Source organism: Microbacterium zouquanmingi (genome assembly GCF_052266695.1).
Lineage (GTDB): Bacteria > Actinomycetota > Actinomycetes > Actinomycetales > Microbacteriaceae > Microbacterium.
This window is the reverse complement of sequence record NZ_JBQPQZ010000006.1, coordinates 216,556-233,485: the sequence shown is the minus strand read 5'-3', so window position 1 is coordinate 233,485 and position 16,930 is coordinate 216,556. Positions and strand designations below refer to the sequence as shown.

Sequence of the window (16,930 nt, the reverse complement as noted above, 5' to 3'; positions counted from 1 at the left end):
CCCGCGCTGAGATCGCCGCGTGCAACGTTTCGAGATTTGTTGTGCAACGTTTCTGGATTTGATGCATACTCGATGGTGATCACTGACGATCGGAGAAACGATGACGTCCACCCTCGCCCCATCCGCCCTGACGGATGCCGCACCCGCTGACCTGTTGGCTGCCGACTTCTATGAGTTCCAGAGTCGTCTCACCGACACGGAGCAGCGAGCACTGCGCGGAATCCGCGAGTTCCTCGATACGGAAGTGCGGCCGTTCGCCGACGACCACTGGGAGCGTGCGGAGAGCCCACGCCATCTGGTGCCGCGGATCGCCGAACTCGGTCTCTACGGCCACGCGTTCCCTGAAACAGCGCAGTACGAGAACAGCGCGGTGTTCCGCGGTTGGGTCGCGATGGAGATCTCGCGTGCCGACCCCTCCACCGCGACCTTCATCGGTGTGCACAGCGGCCTCGCGATGACCTCGATCTGGGTCGGCGGATCGGAAGAGCAGAAGGCGCAGTGGCTGCCCACGCTCGCCGCAGGGGAGCTCGTCGCAGCCTTCGGCCTCACCGAGCCCGGCCACGGCTCCGACACCGCCAGGGGTCTTGAGACCACCGCAGAGCGCCGCGGAGACGAGTGGGTGCTCAACGGCGCGAAGCGCTGGATCGGGAACGGCGCCTTCGCAGACCTCGTCGTCATCTGGGCGCGCGATGTCGCCGACGATCAGGTCAAGGGCTTCCTCGTCCGCACCCCGGCGATCGGATTCACCGGCACGAAGATCGAGCGCAAGCAGTCGCTGCGTGCGGTGGAGAACGCCGACATCGTGCTCGAGAACGTCGTGGTCGCCGAAAGCGACCGGCTGCAGAACATCAACGGATTCCGCGATCTCGCCGTAGTGCTCCGCCTGACGCGTGGCGATGTCGCCTGGCAGGCGCTCGGCGTCGCCGTCGGCGCCTACGAAGCATCCCTCGACTACGCGAAGAACCGGATCCAATTCGGAAAGTCGATCGCCTCCTTCCAGCTCGTGCAGCAGAAGCTTGCCGATTCGCTGGCCGACATCACGGCATCCATCGCGATGTGCATGCGCGTCTCGCAACTGCAGGATGAGGGCGAACAGCGCGATCACCACTCGGCGATGGCGAAGGCCTTCGTGACCAAGCGCATGCGCGAGGTCGTCGCCCGCAGCCGCGAGATCTGCGGCGGAAACGGTATCCAGCTCGACCATGGCGTCGCGCGCTACTTCGCCGACGCCGAGGCCGTCTACACCTTCGAGGGCACGTACGACATGAACTCCCTTATCGTCGGCCGCGCCATCACCGGCATCCCCGCTTTCGTCTGATCACACCCAACCTCAGGAGACCTCATGACCGAGGCATACATCGTCGCCACTGCCCGTTCCCCGATCGGCCGCGCCGGAAAGGGGTCGCTCACGTCACTGCGGGGTGACGACCTCACCGCCCGGATGGTGCAGGCCGCCCTCGACAAGGTGCCGGGTCTTGACCCGTCGCGCATCGATGACCTGCTGCTCGGCACCGGTCAGCCGGCCGGAGAGCAGGGATTCAACATCGCCCGCATCGTCTCGGTGCTGCTGGGGCTCGACAGCGTGCCGGGCACCACTGTCAATCGGTACTGCTCGTCGTCGTTGCAGACCACCCGCATGGCGTTCCACGCGATCAAGGCCGGCGAGGGAGACATCTTCGTCTCGGCCGGCGTCGAGATGGTCAGTCGTTACGCGTCTGGCGCGGCAGATGCCTCGCCAGGAAACGTGATCGAGAACCCCGTGTTCGGCGCGGCGCAGGGCCGTTCGTCGGAGCGATCGCAGGCGGATGCTCCGGTCTGGACCGATCCGCGAACCGGGGGGATGCTTCCAGATCCATACATCGCGATGGGGCAGACCGCCGAGAACGTCGCGCAGGTGCACGGCATCACCCGCGCAGAACAGGATGCTTTCGCCGCGCGCTCGCAGCAGCGCGCGGAGGCGGCCATCGCCAGTGGCTTCTGGGCGCAGGACATCACCCCGGTGACCCTGGCCGACGGCACGGTCATCTCAGCAGATGACGGGCCGCGTTCGGGCGTGACGGAAGAGTCGCTTTCGGGGCTGCAGCCCGTGTTCCGCCCCGACGGCACGGTCACGGCCGGAAACTGCTGCCCACTGAACGACGGAGCGGCAGCCGTGGTGATCGTCTCGGACCGCGTGGTCAATGAGCTGGGGCTCCAGCCGCTCGCCCGAATCGTTTCGACGGGCGTCAGCGGGCTGTCGCCGGAGATCATGGGGCTCGGTCCCGTGGATTCCTCCCGGCGCGCGCTCGCCTTGGCAGGGCTTGAGGTGAGCGACATCGATCTCGTGGAGATCAATGAGGCATTCGCCGCACAGGTGATTCCTTCGGCGCGCGAGCTCGGTATCGACGAGGAGCGCCTGAATGTGAATGGCGGCGCGATCGCGGTGGGCCATCCCTTCGGCATGACCGGGGCGCGCATCACGTCGACGCTGATCAACGGCCTGGCCGCCACAGGTGGCCGATACGGCCTCGAGACGATGTGCGTCGGCGGCGGACAGGGCATGGCCATGGTGCTCGAACGCATGTGACGCGGCACAAGAAAGAGGCGCGACCCCGCCGGTCGCGCCTCTTTCGCGTCTGCTTACGCGGGGATGAACAGCGCGATGGTCTCCGCGACCAGTGCCGGCCGCTCAGCGCCTTCGATCTCGACCGTGGTGCGCATGCCGATCCGCCAGCCCTGCGGTCCGCTCTCGGCTGCGGTGATCTCGGTGGAGGCGCGAACCCGAGACCCCGCCGTCACCGGCTGCAGAAAACGCACCTTGTCCATGCCGTAGTTCACGACCATTGACGCGCCATCGACCTGCAGAAGCCCATCGGTGAGGCGAGGAAGCAGCGAAAGGGTGAGGTAGCCGTGTGCGATCGTCGCACCGAACGGGCCGGATGCTGCGCGCTGCGCATCCAGATGAATCCACTGCCAGTCCTCGGTGGCATCCGCGAATGCCTGGATGCGCGCCTGATCGATGGTGAACCATTCTCCGGTGGCACTCTGACCGATCGCTTCGGTAAGAGCAGCCGGTGTCGCGGCGACGATGCTCATGAGGTCGGCCCTCCTGCGACGTAGAGCACCTGACCCGAGACGAAACCAGCCTCCTCAGAGCAGAAGAACGAGGCCGCGGCAGCGATGTCCTCGGGGTGACCCGCGCGTCCCACAGCGACCTCTTTCGCCATGTGCTCGATGAAGTCGTCGAACTCCACCCCGAGACGGTCGGCGGTGGACCTGGTCATATCGGTGACGATGAATCCCGGGGCGATCGCATTGGCGGTCACGCCGTAGCGGCCGAGTTCGAACGCGAGCGTCTTGGTGAAGCCCTGCATGCCCGCTTTTGCGGCGGCATAGTTCGCCTGGCCTCGGTTGCCGAGCGCAGACGTGCTGGAGAGGTTCACGACGCGACCCCAACCGGCATCGACCTGGTGCTTCTGCACGGCGCGACTCATCAGGAAGGCGCCGCGAAGGTGCACGGAGATCACGCTGTCCCAGTCGTTCTCGGTCATCCTGAACAGCAGGTTGTCGCGGATGATTCCGGCATTGTTCACCAGAATCGTCGGTGCGCCGAGCTCGTCTGCGATGCGATCGACGGCTGCGGCGACCGCGTCAGCATCAGCAACGTCTGCGCCGACGGCGATTGCGCGCCCCCCGGCAGCTGTGACGGTCTTGACCGTCACAGCGCAGGTTGCTTCATCCAGGTCGAGAACGGCAACGGCGTTGCCGTCGGCAGCGAGACGAATGGCAGTGGCGGCGCCGATGCCGCGGGCGGCTCCGGTCACGATGGCGGTTCGAGTCATCGAGGGTCCTTTCGGTGGGGTCGGTTCGGTGGTGGTCGGTTCGGGGGTCAGAGGATGAGCAGCTGACGCAGCTCGGTGCCCGAGGCGAGGCGGTCCATGCCCTCGGGGAGATCGTCGAGCTGGATGTGCGAGGAGACGAGTCGCTCCAGCGGAAGCCGGCCTGCGCGCCAGAGTTCGACGTAGCGTGGGATGTCGCGCTCAGGAACGGCCGAGCCGAGATAGCTGCCGATGATCGTGCGCGCCTGAGCGGTCAGCAGGAGTGGAGAGACAGTCGCCGTGGCATCCGGTGCCGGCAGCCCGACGGTCACGGTCGTGCCGCCGGGGGCAGTGAGCGCCAGCGCCGTCTCGAACGCCCGAGCGGAGCCGGCGGCTTCGATCACGACGGGGGCAAGCAATCCGGCCGCGGCAGCGTCGGCAGGTTCGAACGCGGCGGCAGCGCCGAGTTCGCGGGCGAGAGCGACCTTGGCCGGCACAGCATCCACACCGATCACCTCATGGCCGAGCGCGATGGCGACCAGCAGAGCCGCCATGCCGACACCGCCGAGCCCCACGACGATCACTCGGTCGTTCGGTGCGGGACGGGCAGCATTGACGACTGCTCCCCCGCCGGTCAGCACGGCGCAGCCGAGCAGCGCGGCGATCGATGCCGGCACATCAGGGGCGACGGCGACGACCGAGCTGCGGCTCACGACGGCATGCGTGGCGAAGGCGCTGACGCCGAGGTGGTGATGCACGCTTTCGCCGCTCGGCCGACGCAAGCGGATCCCGCCGCTCAAGAGAGTGCCGGCATTGTTCGCGGCAGAGCCGGGGATGCACGGGAGCCGCCCGTCGGTCTGACAGTTCTCGCAGGTACCGCACCGCGGAAGAAATGTCATCACGACGCGCGTGCCGACGGCGATATCTGAGCCGCCGGGGCCGATCTCTTCGACGATGCCAGCGGCTTCGTGCCCCAGAAGCATGGGCAGTGGGCGTGGCCGATTGCCGTCGACGACGCTGAGGTCGGAGTGGCAGATGCCCGCCGTCTCGATGCGCACGAGCAGTTCCCCGTGCGATGGTAGATCGAGTTCGATCTCGCCGATCGTGAACGGGCGAGACTTGGCAAATGGGGACGGGGTGCCGGAAGTCTCCAGCACGGCTCCACGGATCAGCATCCGACCTCCCTGTGGTCATGCGGCAGTGCACGACATCTTCATCATACCGACCGCGCGGTATGTAATCTAGTCAGGAGTTCCGCGACCTGCCAGTAGTGTGAGGGCATGGATCTGCGTGTCGCTGCGTACGCAGTCATCACCGATGATGACGGCCGCGTCCTGCTTGCGCGCTGGACCGGCGGCCGTCGTGTCGCGTGGACGATGCCCGGCGGTGGCCTCGAGCCAGGCGAAGACCCCGAAGACGCCGTGCGCCGAGAGGTTCGCGAAGAGACCGGCTACTCTGCGCGGGTGCTCGAGCTGCTCGGCGTCCACTCGCGGGTGATCCCCGCCACCCGTCGGTCGCCGGCATCGGATGCTCCGCTGCACACCCTGCGCATCGTCTATCGCGCAGCGATCACCGGTGGCAGGCTCCGCTTCGAGGAGAATGGCTCGACCGACATGGCGGGGTGGTTCATCGTGCCCGAGCTGGCCAGCCTGCAACGAGTCAAGCTCGTCGACATCGCGCTGCGAATGGCCGGGATTCTCTGACTACTCGGGAGCCGAAATGACTACTCCGGAACCGAGATGTCAGCGACGGTCGCCCCATACGCCACGATGAGCGCGTCGGCATCCACGAACAGACTGTATCCGTGTGCTCCGGCCCCCATCGCGATGCGCTGGCCGACGATCGACTCGTCGGCGTAGATCGGCCAGTCGGTCGAGCTGCCGATCGGAACGATCGTGCCGCGCTCAAAACCGGTTGCGGCCAGGGCGAGTTCCGGCTCGGGAAGACGCAGCTTGTTCGCTCCGACGAGTGCGCGCAGCTTCGGCCACGAGATCGAGCGACCGCCAGGGATCAGCGCGAACAGGTAGGTGTCATCGCGGCGCTTGACCACAAGGGTCTTCACGATGCCGGATGCCGAGATGCCGAGAAGCCCGGCAGCCTCATGGAGGCTACCGGCTTCAGGCCGCTCGCGGATCTCGATGTCGAGGCCACGGGTGGCCGCGGCATCTCGAACGCGGTCGAGGCTCACGCGTCAGGTGCAGAAAGCGGGTCGTCTGCGACCCAGAGCTCGTCATCTGCGCGCAGTGCCTGCCACGCTGCGTAGAGAACGCCGGCGGCTGCCGCTGCGCCGAGCACGATCGCGATGATCGATCCGAGGCCCGGGCCCTGCTTCTTCTTGATGATGCGACCATTGGTGACGGTCAGTCCCTGGCGCTTGGCGTTCGCGACATCCCACGCAGAGAGCGCACTGCCGACGACACCGCCGACGAGCGGGACGACCTTGTCATCCACGACGTGGCGACCGATCCTGACGCCGCGATCGACAGTCGGGGCCACATTGCGCTTGTAGGCGTCCTGGACGATCGGGAAGACCTGCTCGCGGCCGACGTTGCCGAGCTGGCGACCGGCCTCACGTGCGATCCCGGCCGCGTGGCCGACGAGCTCCTGCTGGTGTTCCCAAAGCTCGGTCGCGTCGTTCTGCAGACGGCGCAGTTCCTTTTTCCGCTTGCGGGTGAGGCTCACAATGTTCTCCTGTCGATGGGGAGTACGGGTTCACTATCTTGCCAGACAAGGCTGGATGCAAGGGGAGAATCGGCCATCTCATACGAACCTCTGAAAGAATATGTGCATGCCTCAGCACTCACACGTTGCCACCATCCACACCAACCATGGCGACATCGTCGTCAACCTCTTCGGCGACCAGGCCCCGAAGACCGTCAAGAACTTCGTCGGCCTCTCCGACGGAACCCAGGACTGGACCCACCCCGCCACGGGCAAGCCGGGTGAGGGCGCTCTCTACAAGGACGTCATCTTCCACCGCATCATCCCGAACTTCATGATCCAGGGCGGCGACCCGCTCGGTCAGGGCGTCGGCGGCCCCGGTTACAACTTCGACGACGAGATCAACATGGACCTCAACTTCAACGAGCCCTACATCCTCGCCATGGCAAACGCAGGCCTTCGCCGCAATGCCATCACGGGCAAGGCAGAGGGCACGAACGGCTCACAGTTCTTCATCACCACTGACCCGACGCCGTGGCTGCAGGGCAAGCACACGATCTTCGGTGAGGTCGCAGACGACGCGTCCAAGAAGATCGTCGACGCCATTGCCGCCGTTCCCACCGCTGCCGGTGACCGTCCGGTCGAGGACGTCGTCCTGCAGTCGGTCGACATCGTCGCGGTCTGATTCCGCACTCTCTGGCCGATCCGGATGACGTCTTCTGAATTCGCGAGCAACCGCGACAACTTCTGCTACCGCCATCCGGATCGCCAGAGCTTCGTGCTCTGCCAGCGCTGCATGCGCACGATCTGCCCCGAATGCCAGACGCAGGCTGCGGTCGGCGTCATCTGCCCGGAGTGCATGAAGCAGCAGCAGCAGAACCGCACACCCGCGCAGAAGCGCGCGCAGCGCCAGTGGGGACGCCGGTCCGCTGGCTCGCTCACCATGGCAACGCGCAGCGGCAAGCCCGTCGTCACCTACGCGCTTCTCGCCATCACCTCTTTCATCGGGCTGGTTCAGCTCATCCCGGGCCTCGGTGACCAGATCTCCAGCGCCCTCCTCTTTCATGCGGCCTATCTGTACCCGAGTCTGTCGGGGATGCCGTTCGAGCCGTGGCGTCTGCTCACGGCGATCTTCGTGCACGGCGGTTTCATCCACCTGGCGCTGAACATGCTCGCGCTGTGGATGCTCGGTCAGAATCTCGAACCGATGCTCGGCCGCGTCCGTTATCTCGCCCTCTATCTGATCAGCGGGCTCGGCGGATCTGTCATGGTCGCCCTGCTGGCCCCGAACACAGCAACTGTCGGAGCATCCGGATCGATTTTCGGCCTACTCGCAGCGCTCCTGATCATCGGCCGGCACATCGGTGCGAACGTCACCGGAATCCTCATCGTGCTCGGCGTGAACTTCGCCTTCGGCTTCTTCGTCGGCGGCATCGCCTGGCAGGCGCACCTCGGCGGGGCGATCGTGGGCGCGCTGATCGCGTTCATCTACACGCGCACCCGACGCCGCGCCCAGCGCAGGTGGCAGATCCTTCTGCTCATCGCGGTCGTTGTCGTACTGATCCTGGTGGTCGCGTTCATCCCACCGCTGATCATCACGGCTTAACTGCCCGGTCAGAAGTTGTTAACAGACTTCTCCACCCTTGTGAATAACAACCGTGTAATTCTCCCCAGGCTGTGGACAGACCTGTGGATAACTTTTCCGTCGACGCGCTGAGCGCTCGCGCTGCTCTTCGCGACTCGCGCTGCGGTTACTTCAGCCGCGCGAACAGCTTTCCGCAGCGCGACCCTCCGGAGCAGAGCACAAAGATGCCCCTCGCCGAAGCGAGGGGCATCTCGAGCAGATCAAGGGGCGTTCATCGCCACCGGGTCGTCATCAAGAAGCCGATCAGCGCGATGCCGAGGCCGATGCCGAGGTTCCACGAGCCGATGCCGGGAATCGGGAACTGCATGCCCGAGATGTAGAAGACGAGGATCCACGCGAGCCCCAGCAGCATGAAGCCGAGCATGACGGGCTTGAACCAGACGGCGTTGGGGGCGACGTCGCCCTCTGCCCGTTCGACGACGGGTTCTTCATTCTTGCGGTCACGTGCCATGTCGTCATTCTACCCATGAGAGTCCGTTCCGCCCGCTTCCTCGGGTGATGGCAAACTTCGCCGGATATGATCACGCCTATGACCGCACCCGCCTCGCTGCCGACTCGGCGCGAGCGCCGTAGGCGCACACGGCCACGAGCAACCTTCACGAGCGTCCTCGGTGAGCTGCTGCTGACTGCCGGCGTCCTCGTGCTGCTGTTCGTCTCATGGCAGATGTGGATCGGTGACATCATCATCGGCGCACAGAGCAACAGCGAGGGGCACGCTGTCTCGCAGGAGTGGGCTCAGCTTCCCGTCCCCGAGCCACCACCGGCCACGACAGAAGACGATGGCGACGTCTGGTACGAGCCGCCGGTGCTTCAGCACCCGGAGCACGGCATGAAGTTCGCCCAGATGCTGATTCCGCGCTTTGGCCCCGACTACAACGTCGCGATCGCCGGTGGCACCTCGCGTCCGGTCACCCTCGACAACGGATGGCTCGGGGTGTACGACCAGTCCGCCATGCCGGGGCAGGTCGGCAACTTCTCTGTGGCCGGCCACCGCACGACGTGGGGCGCTCCCCTGAACCGCATGGACAAGCTGCGCCTGGACGATGCCATCGTCGTCGAGACGCAGGAGGGCTGGTACACCTACCGTTTCCGCACGCTCGAGTACGTCACCCCCGACAAGGTCGATGTGTTGCTGGACGTGCCGCAGGTCCCGGGAGCGGCCACCGGCGAGCGGTATATGACGCTCACGGCATGTTCACCCCTCTACTCCCTCGCCGAGCGCATCGTCGGCTACGCCGTCTTCGAGGGCTTCCAGCCTCGTGCTGAGGGGCCGCCCGCATCGCTCGACCCCGTCGCCGAAGTCGCACCCCCGTCCATCTAGGAGCACTGACATGTACGCAGCGCTGTGGCGCATCCTTCCCGGCCCGTGGTGGCTGCGCGTGCTGATCCTGCTCGTCGCGGTCGCCGCCATCCTGTACGGGCTGTTCTTCTACGTCTTCCCATGGGTGAGCCCGATCATCACGCCGAACGAGGTCGACCTGGAATGAGCGTGCGGGTGCTCGTGGTCGACAACCATGACAGCTTCGTGCACACGCTTGCCGGGTATCTTCGCGAACTCGGCGCGCTCGTCGACATGATCGAATCGGATGCCTCAGGCACGCCCGGCTTCGCCGACCTGCTCCCCCGCTATGACGGCGTGCTGCTCTCCCCCGGCCCCGGCCGCCCGCGAGACGCCGGAGCCTGCGTAGATATCGTGGCGCTGTGCGGCGCGATGCGGATGCCGCTGCTCGGCGTCTGCCTCGGCCATCAGGCGATCGGTGCCGCCTTCGGGACCGAAGTGTCGCAGGCGCCGGAGCTCATGCACGGAATGGTCTCCGCCGTGGAGCACGACAGCTCGGTGCTGTTCGACGGCATCCCCTCTCCCGTCGACGTCGGCCGGTATCACTCGCTCGCACTCGCCGAAGCCGAGCTGCCCGCGGAGCTCGCGGTCACGGCCCGCACAGCATCCGGAACCGTCATGGCGATCGCGCACCGCGACCTTCCGATTCTCGGGGTGCAGTTCCACCCCGAGAGCGTCCTCACGGAGCACGGCTATCGGCTGCTCGCGAACTGGCTTGCGTCGATCGGCGACACTCATGCCGTCGACGCGGCGGCCGCGCTCCATCCGCTCAGCCGGTAGTTCCGGTCAGTGATCGCCGCCGGCGAGCTGATCGAGCAGGTGATCGAGCACTCCGCCGAGCACCTCGAGGCCGTCGCGCACTCCCCCGGTTGACCCGGGCAGGTTCATCACCACCGTGCGTCCTGCGATACCCGCGCGTCCACGCGAGAGCAGCGCCGTCGGCGTCTTCTCGGCGCCGCGGCGGCGCAGTTCTTCCGAGAGACCGGGGAGTTCAGCATCCATGATCGCGAGAGTGGCCTCGGGCGTGCGGTCATCCGGTGACACGCCCGTGCCTCCGGTGGTCAGCAGCACGTCGGGGCGCTCGGCCAACACCCGCAGAAGGGCGCTGGCGACGTCAGCATCCGCGACGATGATCGGCTCGGGCGTCTCGAATCCGCGCTCGAGAAGCCACTCGCGGATCACGGGGCCTGTGCGATCGGCGTAGTGCCCGTTCGCCGCGCGCGTGGAGACGACGAGCACGCGGGCGCTGCGGCTCATTCGATCGACCAGTCGCCGCTCTTGCCGCCGGACTTCGCGAGCACCTTCACGTCAGTGATCACGGCGCGGTTGTCGACGGCCTTGATCATGTCGTAGAGCGTGAGGGCGGCGATGTTGGCGGCGGTCAGCGCCTCCATCTCGACGCCTGTGACGCCATTGGTGACGGCGGTGGCGGTGATCGTGACGCGGTCGCCGGCCGGTTCGAGGTCGACGGCGAGCTTGGTCAGAGGGAGCGGATGGCACAGCGGAATCAGGGTGGACGTCTGCTTGGCGCCCATGATCCCCGCCAGCCGTGCGGTGCCGAGTGCCTCGCCCTTCGGCAGCGACCCGTCAGCAATGCGCGAGACGACCTCGGCAGTCGTGACGAGCACGGCCTGAGCGCGCGCTTCGCGCCGGGTGACCGCCTTGTCGGTCACGTCGACCATGTGCGCCGAACCGTCGGCGCGCAGGTGGGTCAGGTCAGTCATCGATTCTCCAGATCTTCACTTTCGCACTCTCGGGGTACACGCCTATCCCCCGGCGAACTGAGGCAGAACATCGATTGCGAGCCCTGCGGGCTGCGCGTGATCGCGGGTGACCAGGCCGTCGACGAGGAACGACCCCGATCGCAGCACGCGCGCCATCGGCTGCCCATAGGACTCGAGCAGGCGGTCGTGCACGTCACCCACCGTCGGGGCAGATTCGAACGCGAGCAATTCCTGCTCGCGCCCAGCCGCTTCGGCTGCTGCCGCGAAATAGCGCACTGACACGTCCGACATGTCTCGATCCTATTACCTGGCCCGACACCGCCCGACGGGAGATCGTGGTGGGTACGCTGAACGCATGATCCCGCTCGTTGATCCGGGTCCGGTGCTCGAGCCCGAACGCCTGGAACGCTACAGCCGACAGCTGATGCTGCCGGGTTTCGGTGAACAGGCGCAGCGGCGTCTGCGAGCATCCCGAGTTCTCGTCGTCGGCGCTGGCGGCCTCGGCAGCGCCGTGGTCCCTGTTCTCGCCGCTGCCGGAATCGGCACGATCGGTGTTGCGGATGACGACACCGTCGAGCTCTCCAACCTGCACCGCCAGCTCAGCCACGGTGTCGCCGACATCGGCTCGCGCAAGACGGTTTCGTTGGCAGACACCGTCCGCGCGATCGACCCCGATTGCTGCGTGATGACTCACGATCTTCGCCTCAGCGCCGCGAATTTGCCCGAGATCCTCTCGAACTACGACCTGGTGATCGACGGCAGCGACAACTTCCCCACCCGCTACCTGGTGAACGACGCGGCATCCATGGCAGAAAAACCCCTGATCTGGGGGTCAATCCTGAGGTTTCAGGGGCAGGTGGGAATCTCATGGGAAGGTCACGGACCCACTTACCGCGACCTGTTTCCCTCGCCGCCGCCACCCGAGGAGGCGCTCTCCTGTGAACTCGGCGGCGTGCTGCCGAGCCTGTGCCCGGCCGTTGGGTCCTTCCTCGCCACCGAGGCGATCAAGCTCATCACCGGAATCGGCGAACCGCTGATCGGACGCGTCCTGGTCTACGACGCCCTGAGCGCGAGCACGCGAGAGATTCGCTATGCGCGTCCCGCCGACGCGCGGCCCGTCACGGAGTTGATCGACTACGAGCTGTTCTGCGGCATGACCTCGGATGCTGATGACACCGCTGTCTCGGCCGCGGAGCTGCTCGCGCGGTTGAGGGCGGGGGAGAACCTTGCGCTCATCGATGTGCGCGAGCTCGTCGAGGTCGAAGCCCGCCGGATCCCCGGCAGCATCCATCTGCCGCTCGGAGAGATCGAGGGCGGTCGCATGCCGGATGCCACGGGCGAACTGGTCGTGTACTGCGAACGCGATCCGCGCGCACGGCGAGCCGTTCGTGAACTCCGCGAACGGGGGATCGAAGCGCGCTATCTCGCCGGCGGCATCCGCTCATTCGTCGAGGTCGGGGGAGAAGCCATCAGCGGGGCTGTAGCGCACGTGAGCACTCAACCGCCGATGTAGCTCATCTCAATGCGGTTGCGCGCCTCGCGGAGCCCCGGTGTGAGTTCGGATCGGATCTCGGAGTAGCGGTCGTCGCGCGCGCCCCAGACGGATGCCATCGCTGAAGCGAGCTCGTCATCATCGGCCCCGCTGCGCAGCAGGACACGCAGGTCGTGACCCTCGTCGGCAAACAGGCAGGTGAAGAGCTTGCCCTCTGTCGAGATGCGGGCGCGATTGCACGTGCCGCAGAACGCGTTCGTGACAGAGGAGATCACGCCGATCTCACCGCCGCCGTCGCGGTAGCGCCAGCGCTTGGCGACCTCCCCGGTCACGACCGGGGCGATCTGCTCGAGTGGATGGACGGCGTTTATGCGCTCGATGACCTCTGCCGAGGGAACCACGTCGTCGAGCGACCAGCCGTTGGTCGTGCCGACATCCATGTACTCGATGAAGCGCAGCGTGAAGGGGGAGTCCTTGAAGTGCGAGGCCATGTCGACGATCTCACCGTCGTTCACTCCGCGCTTGACGACCATGTTGAGCTTGATCGGGCCGAGCCCGGCCGCATGCGCGGCGTCGATGCCCGCGAGAACGCGCGCGACCGGGAAGCGCACGTCGTTGATGCTCTGGAACAGCTCGTCATCGAGCGAGTCGATCGACACTGTGACGCGGGTGAGCCCCGCCGCCTTCAGCGCTGCCGCCTTGGTTGCCAGAGCAGAGCCGTTCGTCGTCAGCGCGATCTCAAGCGGCACGCCCTCTGGCGTTCGGAGGGCGGCGAGACGCTCGATGAGTTCTTCGATGCCCTTTCGAAGGAGAGGTTCGCCTCCGGTGAGGCGGATCTTGCGGACGCCGTGAGCCGCCGAGACTCGGCAGATCCGCTCGATCTCCTCGAAACTGAGCAGTTCATTCCGTTCAAGGAATGCATAATCGCGACCGAATACCGTTTTCGGCATGCAATAGACGCAACGGAAGTTGCACCGGTCTGTGACAGAGATCCGCAGGTCGCGCATCGGGCGATCGAGGCGGTCGCGAATGCCCGAGGAAGCCATCTGCTGCGCGCCAGCACGGAAGGCGCGTTCGCCGGGATCCGCAGCAGTCGACATCGCAGAAACCTCCCTCTGAGTGGAACGCTAGCACCACTCAGGGCACGAGGCGCACCGAGACGTCCGTGGGTAACAGGGCGAACGACAAACGAGCTCCTGGGCGCAGACCGACTTCAACGGCTGCGGAGGAAGAGCAGTCGACAGCGATCTCCGGGTGCTCCGTCGTCGTGATCCGGATCCCCCCGGGAATCGGCTCGAGAGTCTGCACGGACCCGGTCCACCCGATCGCCGCGTCGGGGCGCGGAGCATCCGAGTTGCGCACGCGCACCGCGCCAGGAGCGAAGGCGGCCGACAACTCGTCGCCTTCACGGGCGCCCTCGACAGCGGGAAGCAGCAGTGCTGGTCCCTCGGCTGCGTCGAGCACGAGTCGGCCCTCGAAGTCGGCTCGTCCTGAGACCAGATTGACCCCGGCGAGGGCCGCGACGAACGCAGAACCAGGATGACCCAGCACGTCGCGAGTCGTGCCGTCCTGCATGACCGCGCCACCCTGCAAAACGGTGGTCCGGTCGGCGAGTACGACGGCGTCGAGCACGTCATGAGTGACGAGAATCATCGGGATGCCGCGGCGATCACGCAGTTCGGCGATCAGACGGCGTGCGTGGGCCGCGGTCTGCGCGTCGAGTCCCGCGAATGGTTCGTCGAGCAGCAGGGCCCCGGGGTTTGCCGCGAGTGCACGGGCGATCGCCGCACGCTGTTGCTGTCCGCCCGACAGCTGCGATGGGCGTCTGCTCTCGAAGCCCGCGAGTCCAACCTCTTCGAGCAGACGGCCGGCTTCAGCCCGAGCATCCGATCGCCTCATGCCCTGAGACCGCGGACCGAACGCGACGTTCTCGAGCACCGAGAGGTGCGGAAACAGTATCGATCGCTGACCGAGAAGACCAACGCGGCGGTGCTCGGGCGGCACGCGGCGTCCATCTGCGGCGTGGAGCTCGATGTCGCCCAGGCTGATCGCGCCGGTGACGTCACGGACGTGGCCAGCGATCGCGCCGAGCAGCGTTGACTTGCCCGCGCCATTCGGCCCGAGGATCGCGAGTATCTCGCCAGGCTCTGCGCGGATGGCCGCATCGAGGGCGAACCCACCGACGCGAGCGCGCACGTCGGCTGTGAGAGCGCTCATCGGAGTGCTCCCGGGCGCCAGCCGCGCATGAGCACCAGCACGGCGATTGCGACGAGGATGAGCATGAGGGACAGCGCGATCGCGGTGTCTTCGCGCACGCCCGCGCCATTGAAGGCCGTGTAGATCGCGAGCGGCATGGTGCGCGTGACACCGGGGGAGTTGCCGGCGAACAGTGCGGTGGCGCCGAACTCGCCGAGTGCTCGCGCGAAGCACAGTACGGTTCCCGCGAGGATGCCGGGGGCGGCCAGTGGCAGGGTCACACGGCGGAACACCGTCATCCGGTTCGCTCCGAGGCTTGCGGCGACGCGCTCATGGCCGGTGTCGATCGTGCGCAGAGCTCCTTCGACGGAGATCACCAGAAACGGCAGCGCCACGAACGCCTGGGCGATCACGACGGCGGTCGTCGTGAAGGGGATCCGGATGCCGACGACGTCGAGCGCGCCGCCGAGCAGGCCGTTGCGGCCGAGCAGCGAGAGCAGCGCGATGCCGCCCACCAGCGGCGGCAATACGAGGGGGAGCGTGGTGAGGGTGCGCAGAACCGCGGCAGGGCCCGCGGTGCTGCGAGCGATGAGCATCGCGAGCGGAATGCCGAGCACCACGCAGATGATCGTGGCAATGGATGCTGTCAGCAGCGACAGGCCGAGCGCCTGCTGGGCTTCGGGGGAGACGATCGCGGTGGCCATCTCTGACCAATCGAGCCGAGCGGTCAGCGCGATGAACGGCAGCAGAAGCAGCACCGCGCCGATGGCTGCGGGAATGAGAAGCCAGAGCGGAAGTCCGCTGGACGTCGAACGCGCAGCTCGGAGAAGGCGCGGCTGGCTCATGGTGCTCCGAACCCGAAGGCCGCGAGCACCTTCTGGCCTGTGGGGGAGAGCACGTAGTCGACGAAAGCAGCCGCGAGGGCGGGGTTCGGAGCATCCGCCAGCGAGACGATCGGATAGACGTTCACGGCAGCGTCGGCGCTCGCGATCTCGACGCCGGTCACTTCGTCGCCGGCCGCCTGGATGTCGGTGCGGTACACGAGCCCGGCATCCGCCTCTCCCGACTTGACCTTCGAGAGCACCGCGGTGACGTTCTGTTCCTCGCTCGCGGGCGTGATCGTGATCCCTGCCGCCTCGATCAGGGTCTCCGAGGCCGTGCCGCACGGAACCTCAGCAGTGCAGAGCACGATGATCAGCTCGCTGTCCGCGAGGGAGTCGAGACCCGTCACGCCGAGCGGGTTGCCTGGCGTCACGGCGATCTCGAGGGTGTTCGTGGCGAATGCCGCGGCGCCTCCGGCGAGAGCGGCGTCGGTGACCTTGGCCATGTTGCGCTCATCTGCCGAGGCGAACACATCAGCCGAGGCGCCCTCCAGGAGCTGGGTGGCGAGCACGGCGGAACCGTCGTACGTGATCGGGAGCACATCGGTGCCGGGGTTCGCGGCTTCGAAGTCCTCGGCGAGCTGGTCGAAGGCGCCAGAGAGGGATGCTGCGGCAAAAACGGTCAGCTCGCCGTCCGGCGAATCGGACGGGGGCTCTGCTCCAGCGGAGCATCCGGTCAGCGCAAGCGACAGGCCCACCATGATTGCGGCAGCCGCGCGCCTCATGCCGAGGCTTCCTTCTCGGTCTCGAGGATCACCATGGTCGCCTTCACGACGGCGACGCCTTTCGAGCCGACTTCCAACCGCAGGTCGTGCGCGGCCTCGGCCGACATCAGCGACACGATGCGGTGGGGTCCGCTCTGCAACTCGACCTGCGCCATCAGCCCGTCGATCGTGACTTTGGTGACGAGGCCGACGAAACGGTTGCGGGCGCTGCTGCGGACCTGGCCGACATCGGCGGCGTCGACGGACGTCGTCTTTGTGTGCGCGGCGAGCTCTGCGCCGTCGACTACCTGAACACCGGAGGCGTCGTGATCCAGTCCCAGGATGCCGGTCTGCACCCAGCGTCGCACGGTGTCATCGCTGACCCCGACGAGTTCTGCTGCTTCGCTAATCCGAAAGTGCGCCATAAGACGGAGTATATCGCCGCACATGCGGTAGCGCGAGAGCGATTCTCGCACCGTGGAAGAGTTATT

At 66.5% G+C, this 16,930-nt stretch carries 23 protein-coding genes; 9 read left to right on the top strand and 14 right to left on the bottom strand.

Annotation, left to right across the window (positions count from 1 at the left end; all coding sequences use genetic code 11):
- Window positions 1-100: 100 nt before the first annotated feature.
- A complete protein-coding gene (locus ACTU6U_RS13955; protein ID WP_443469719.1) occupies window positions 101-1,318 on the top strand; it encodes an acyl-CoA dehydrogenase family protein in 1,218 nt (405 codons plus the stop codon).
- 24 nt (window positions 1,319-1,342) lie between these two features.
- Complete coding sequence (locus tag ACTU6U_RS13950; RefSeq protein WP_443469718.1) at window positions 1,343-2,566, top strand: acetyl-CoA C-acetyltransferase; 1,224 nt, start codon at window positions 1,343-1,345, stop codon at window positions 2,564-2,566.
- Between the two features lie 53 nt (window positions 2,567-2,619).
- Here the strand turns inward: ACTU6U_RS13950 and ACTU6U_RS13945 are convergent, their stop codons facing one another.
- Genes ACTU6U_RS13945 through ACTU6U_RS13935 form a run of 3 tightly spaced genes read right to left on the bottom strand, consistent with a single transcriptional unit; the run spans window position 2,620 to window position 4,972 of the window.
- On the bottom strand, window positions 2,620-3,075 hold the full coding sequence (locus ACTU6U_RS13945; RefSeq protein WP_443469717.1) for a MaoC family dehydratase: 456 nt from the start codon (window positions 3,073-3,075) through the stop codon (window positions 2,620-2,622).
- Window positions 3,072-3,821, bottom strand: a complete 750-nt coding sequence (locus tag ACTU6U_RS13940) for an SDR family oxidoreductase (RefSeq protein ID WP_443469716.1) — start codon at window positions 3,819-3,821, stop codon at window positions 3,072-3,074. The genes ACTU6U_RS13945 and ACTU6U_RS13940 overlap by 4 nt, the downstream gene beginning before the upstream one ends.
- 47 nt (window positions 3,822-3,868) lie before the next feature.
- On the bottom strand, window positions 3,869-4,972 hold the full coding sequence (locus ACTU6U_RS13935; protein WP_443469715.1) for an alcohol dehydrogenase catalytic domain-containing protein: 1,104 nt from the start codon (window positions 4,970-4,972) through the stop codon (window positions 3,869-3,871).
- 105 nt (window positions 4,973-5,077) lie between these two features.
- On the opposite strand from ACTU6U_RS13935, the gene ACTU6U_RS13930 reads away from it, so the two are divergent.
- A complete protein-coding gene (locus ACTU6U_RS13930; protein ID WP_443469714.1) occupies window positions 5,078-5,500 on the top strand; it encodes an NUDIX hydrolase in 423 nt (140 codons plus the stop codon).
- Window positions 5,501-5,520: 20 nt separating this feature from the next.
- On the opposite strand, the gene ACTU6U_RS13925 is transcribed toward ACTU6U_RS13930, so the two are convergent.
- Both ACTU6U_RS13925 and ACTU6U_RS13920 read right to left on the bottom strand, forming a co-directional pair.
- Window positions 5,521-5,985 (bottom strand): aminoacyl-tRNA deacylase, encoded by a 465-nt coding sequence (locus tag ACTU6U_RS13925; protein WP_443469713.1) that lies wholly within the window; start codon window positions 5,983-5,985, stop codon window positions 5,521-5,523.
- Complete coding sequence (locus ACTU6U_RS13920) at window positions 5,982-6,479, bottom strand: DNA helicase (protein WP_443469712.1); 498 nt, start codon at window positions 6,477-6,479, stop codon at window positions 5,982-5,984. Before ACTU6U_RS13920 ends, ACTU6U_RS13925 begins: the two co-directional genes overlap by 4 nt.
- A gap of 106 nt (window positions 6,480-6,585) precedes the next feature.
- On the opposite strand from ACTU6U_RS13920, the gene ACTU6U_RS13915 reads away from it, so the two are divergent.
- Window positions 6,586-7,143 (top strand): peptidylprolyl isomerase, encoded by a 558-nt coding sequence (locus tag ACTU6U_RS13915; protein WP_443469711.1) that lies wholly within the window; start codon window positions 6,586-6,588, stop codon window positions 7,141-7,143.
- Between the two features lie 24 nt (window positions 7,144-7,167).
- The gene (locus ACTU6U_RS13910) at window positions 7,168-8,064 is read left to right on the top strand and encodes a rhomboid family intramembrane serine protease (protein WP_443469710.1); all 897 of its coding nucleotides are present in this window, start codon (window positions 7,168-7,170) and stop codon (window positions 8,062-8,064) included.
- Window positions 8,065-8,314: 250 nt separating this feature from the next.
- On the opposite strand, the gene ACTU6U_RS13905 is transcribed toward ACTU6U_RS13910, so the two are convergent.
- The gene (locus tag ACTU6U_RS13905) at window positions 8,315-8,554 is read right to left on the bottom strand and encodes a cell division protein CrgA (protein WP_443469709.1); all 240 of its coding nucleotides are present in this window, start codon (window positions 8,552-8,554) and stop codon (window positions 8,315-8,317) included.
- 78 nt (window positions 8,555-8,632) lie between these two features.
- Between ACTU6U_RS13905 and ACTU6U_RS13900 the strand changes: the two genes are divergently transcribed.
- The 3 genes from ACTU6U_RS13900 to ACTU6U_RS13890 are packed head-to-tail and all read left to right on the top strand — an operon-like array spanning window position 8,633 to window position 10,222.
- A complete protein-coding gene (locus ACTU6U_RS13900) occupies window positions 8,633-9,424 on the top strand; it encodes a class E sortase (RefSeq protein WP_443469708.1) in 792 nt (263 codons plus the stop codon).
- 10 nt (window positions 9,425-9,434) lie between these two features.
- Window positions 9,435-9,590, top strand: a complete 156-nt coding sequence (locus tag ACTU6U_RS13895) for a hypothetical protein (protein WP_417512146.1) — start codon at window positions 9,435-9,437, stop codon at window positions 9,588-9,590.
- Window positions 9,587-10,222 carry an anthranilate synthase component II gene (locus ACTU6U_RS13890; protein WP_443469707.1) on the top strand — a complete coding sequence of 212 codons (636 nt, stop codon included), beginning with the start codon at window positions 9,587-9,589 and terminating at the stop codon, window positions 10,220-10,222. The genes ACTU6U_RS13895 and ACTU6U_RS13890 overlap by 4 nt, the downstream gene beginning before the upstream one ends.
- A 6-nt stretch (window positions 10,223-10,228) precedes the next feature.
- On the opposite strand, the gene ACTU6U_RS13885 is transcribed toward ACTU6U_RS13890, so the two are convergent.
- From ACTU6U_RS13885 to ACTU6U_RS13875, 3 genes are read right to left on the bottom strand one after another with little or no spacing between them, the layout of a single operon-like run.
- Window positions 10,229-10,699 (bottom strand): MogA/MoaB family molybdenum cofactor biosynthesis protein, encoded by a 471-nt coding sequence (locus tag ACTU6U_RS13885; protein WP_443469706.1) that lies wholly within the window; start codon window positions 10,697-10,699, stop codon window positions 10,229-10,231.
- Window positions 10,696-11,166 (bottom strand): cyclic pyranopterin monophosphate synthase MoaC, encoded by a 471-nt coding sequence (gene moaC / locus ACTU6U_RS13880; RefSeq protein ID WP_443469705.1) that lies wholly within the window; start codon window positions 11,164-11,166, stop codon window positions 10,696-10,698. The genes ACTU6U_RS13885 and moaC overlap by 4 nt, the downstream gene beginning before the upstream one ends.
- Before the next feature lie 42 nt (window positions 11,167-11,208).
- A complete protein-coding gene (locus ACTU6U_RS13875; protein ID WP_443469704.1) occupies window positions 11,209-11,457 on the bottom strand; it encodes a MoaD/ThiS family protein in 249 nt (82 codons plus the stop codon).
- A gap of 64 nt (window positions 11,458-11,521) precedes the next feature.
- Here ACTU6U_RS13875 and ACTU6U_RS13870 point away from each other — a divergent pair, with 64 nt between their 5' ends.
- The gene (locus ACTU6U_RS13870; RefSeq protein ID WP_443469703.1) at window positions 11,522-12,679 is read left to right on the top strand and encodes a ThiF family adenylyltransferase; all 1,158 of its coding nucleotides are present in this window, start codon (window positions 11,522-11,524) and stop codon (window positions 12,677-12,679) included.
- Here the strand turns inward: ACTU6U_RS13870 and moaA are convergent.
- Genes moaA through ACTU6U_RS13845 form a run of 5 tightly spaced genes read right to left on the bottom strand, consistent with a single transcriptional unit; the run spans window position 12,664 to window position 16,864 of the window.
- Window positions 12,664-13,758, bottom strand: coding sequence for a GTP 3',8-cyclase MoaA (gene moaA, locus ACTU6U_RS13865; RefSeq protein WP_443469702.1), 1,095 nt, complete (start codon window positions 13,756-13,758; stop codon window positions 12,664-12,666). The two genes, ACTU6U_RS13870 and moaA, sit on opposite strands and share 16 nt — an antisense overlap.
- Window positions 13,759-13,795: 37 nt before the next feature.
- Complete coding sequence (locus tag ACTU6U_RS13860) at window positions 13,796-14,875, bottom strand: ABC transporter ATP-binding protein (protein WP_443469701.1); 1,080 nt, start codon at window positions 14,873-14,875, stop codon at window positions 13,796-13,798.
- Window positions 14,872-15,699, bottom strand: coding sequence for an ABC transporter permease (locus tag ACTU6U_RS13855; protein ID WP_443469700.1), 828 nt, complete (start codon window positions 15,697-15,699; stop codon window positions 14,872-14,874). The genes ACTU6U_RS13860 and ACTU6U_RS13855 overlap by 4 nt, the downstream gene beginning before the upstream one ends.
- Window positions 15,696-16,460, bottom strand: coding sequence for a molybdate ABC transporter substrate-binding protein (modA, locus tag ACTU6U_RS13850; protein ID WP_443469699.1), 765 nt, complete (start codon window positions 16,458-16,460; stop codon window positions 15,696-15,698). The genes ACTU6U_RS13855 and modA overlap by 4 nt, the downstream gene beginning before the upstream one ends.
- Complete coding sequence (locus ACTU6U_RS13845; protein ID WP_443469698.1) at window positions 16,457-16,864, bottom strand: TOBE domain-containing protein; 408 nt, start codon at window positions 16,862-16,864, stop codon at window positions 16,457-16,459. Before ACTU6U_RS13845 ends, modA begins: the two co-directional genes overlap by 4 nt.
- Window positions 16,865-16,930 lie beyond the last annotated feature (66 nt).

Bases quoted from the DNA above. Each gene is read 5' to 3' on its own strand.
- ACTU6U_RS13860 (WP_443469701.1), bottom strand. From the start codon at position 14,875: ATGAGCGCTCTCACAGCCGACGTGCGCGCTCGCGTCGGTGGGTTCGCC.
- ACTU6U_RS13930 (WP_443469714.1), top strand. From the start codon at position 5,078: ATGGATCTGCGTGTCGCTGCGTACGCAGTCATCACCGATGATGACGGC.
- modA (WP_443469699.1), bottom strand. From the start codon at position 16,460: ATGAGGCGCGCGGCTGCCGCAATCATGGTGGGCCTGTCGCTTGCGCTG.
- ACTU6U_RS13915 (WP_443469711.1), top strand. From the start codon at position 6,586: ATGCCTCAGCACTCACACGTTGCCACCATCCACACCAACCATGGCGAC.
- ACTU6U_RS13955 (WP_443469719.1), top strand. From the start codon at position 101: ATGACGTCCACCCTCGCCCCATCCGCCCTGACGGATGCCGCACCCGCT.
- ACTU6U_RS13905 (WP_443469709.1), bottom strand. From the start codon at position 8,554: ATGGCACGTGACCGCAAGAATGAAGAACCCGTCGTCGAACGGGCAGAG.
- ACTU6U_RS13845 (WP_443469698.1), bottom strand. From the start codon at position 16,864: ATGGCGCACTTTCGGATTAGCGAAGCAGCAGAACTCGTCGGGGTCAGC.
- ACTU6U_RS13935 (WP_443469715.1), bottom strand. From the start codon at position 4,972: ATGCTGATCCGTGGAGCCGTGCTGGAGACTTCCGGCACCCCGTCCCCA.
- moaA (WP_443469702.1), bottom strand. From the start codon at position 13,758: ATGTCGACTGCTGCGGATCCCGGCGAACGCGCCTTCCGTGCTGGCGCG.
- ACTU6U_RS13870 (WP_443469703.1), top strand. From the start codon at position 11,522: ATGATCCCGCTCGTTGATCCGGGTCCGGTGCTCGAGCCCGAACGCCTG.
- ACTU6U_RS13940 (WP_443469716.1), bottom strand. From the start codon at position 3,821: ATGACTCGAACCGCCATCGTGACCGGAGCCGCCCGCGGCATCGGCGCC.
- ACTU6U_RS13950 (WP_443469718.1), top strand. From the start codon at position 1,343: ATGACCGAGGCATACATCGTCGCCACTGCCCGTTCCCCGATCGGCCGC.
- ACTU6U_RS13855 (WP_443469700.1), bottom strand. From the start codon at position 15,699: ATGAGCCAGCCGCGCCTTCTCCGAGCTGCGCGTTCGACGTCCAGCGGA.
- ACTU6U_RS13900 (WP_443469708.1), top strand. From the start codon at position 8,633: ATGACCGCACCCGCCTCGCTGCCGACTCGGCGCGAGCGCCGTAGGCGC.
- moaC (WP_443469705.1), bottom strand. From the start codon at position 11,166: ATGACTGACCTGACCCACCTGCGCGCCGACGGTTCGGCGCACATGGTC.
- ACTU6U_RS13875 (WP_443469704.1), bottom strand. From the start codon at position 11,457: ATGTCGGACGTGTCAGTGCGCTATTTCGCGGCAGCAGCCGAAGCGGCT.
- ACTU6U_RS13885 (WP_443469706.1), bottom strand. From the start codon at position 10,699: ATGAGCCGCAGCGCCCGCGTGCTCGTCGTCTCCACGCGCGCGGCGAAC.
- ACTU6U_RS13910 (WP_443469710.1), top strand. From the start codon at position 7,168: ATGACGTCTTCTGAATTCGCGAGCAACCGCGACAACTTCTGCTACCGC.
- ACTU6U_RS13945 (WP_443469717.1), bottom strand. From the start codon at position 3,075: ATGAGCATCGTCGCCGCGACACCGGCTGCTCTTACCGAAGCGATCGGT.
- ACTU6U_RS13890 (WP_443469707.1), top strand. From the start codon at position 9,587: ATGAGCGTGCGGGTGCTCGTGGTCGACAACCATGACAGCTTCGTGCAC.
- ACTU6U_RS13895 (WP_417512146.1), top strand. From the start codon at position 9,435: ATGTACGCAGCGCTGTGGCGCATCCTTCCCGGCCCGTGGTGGCTGCGC.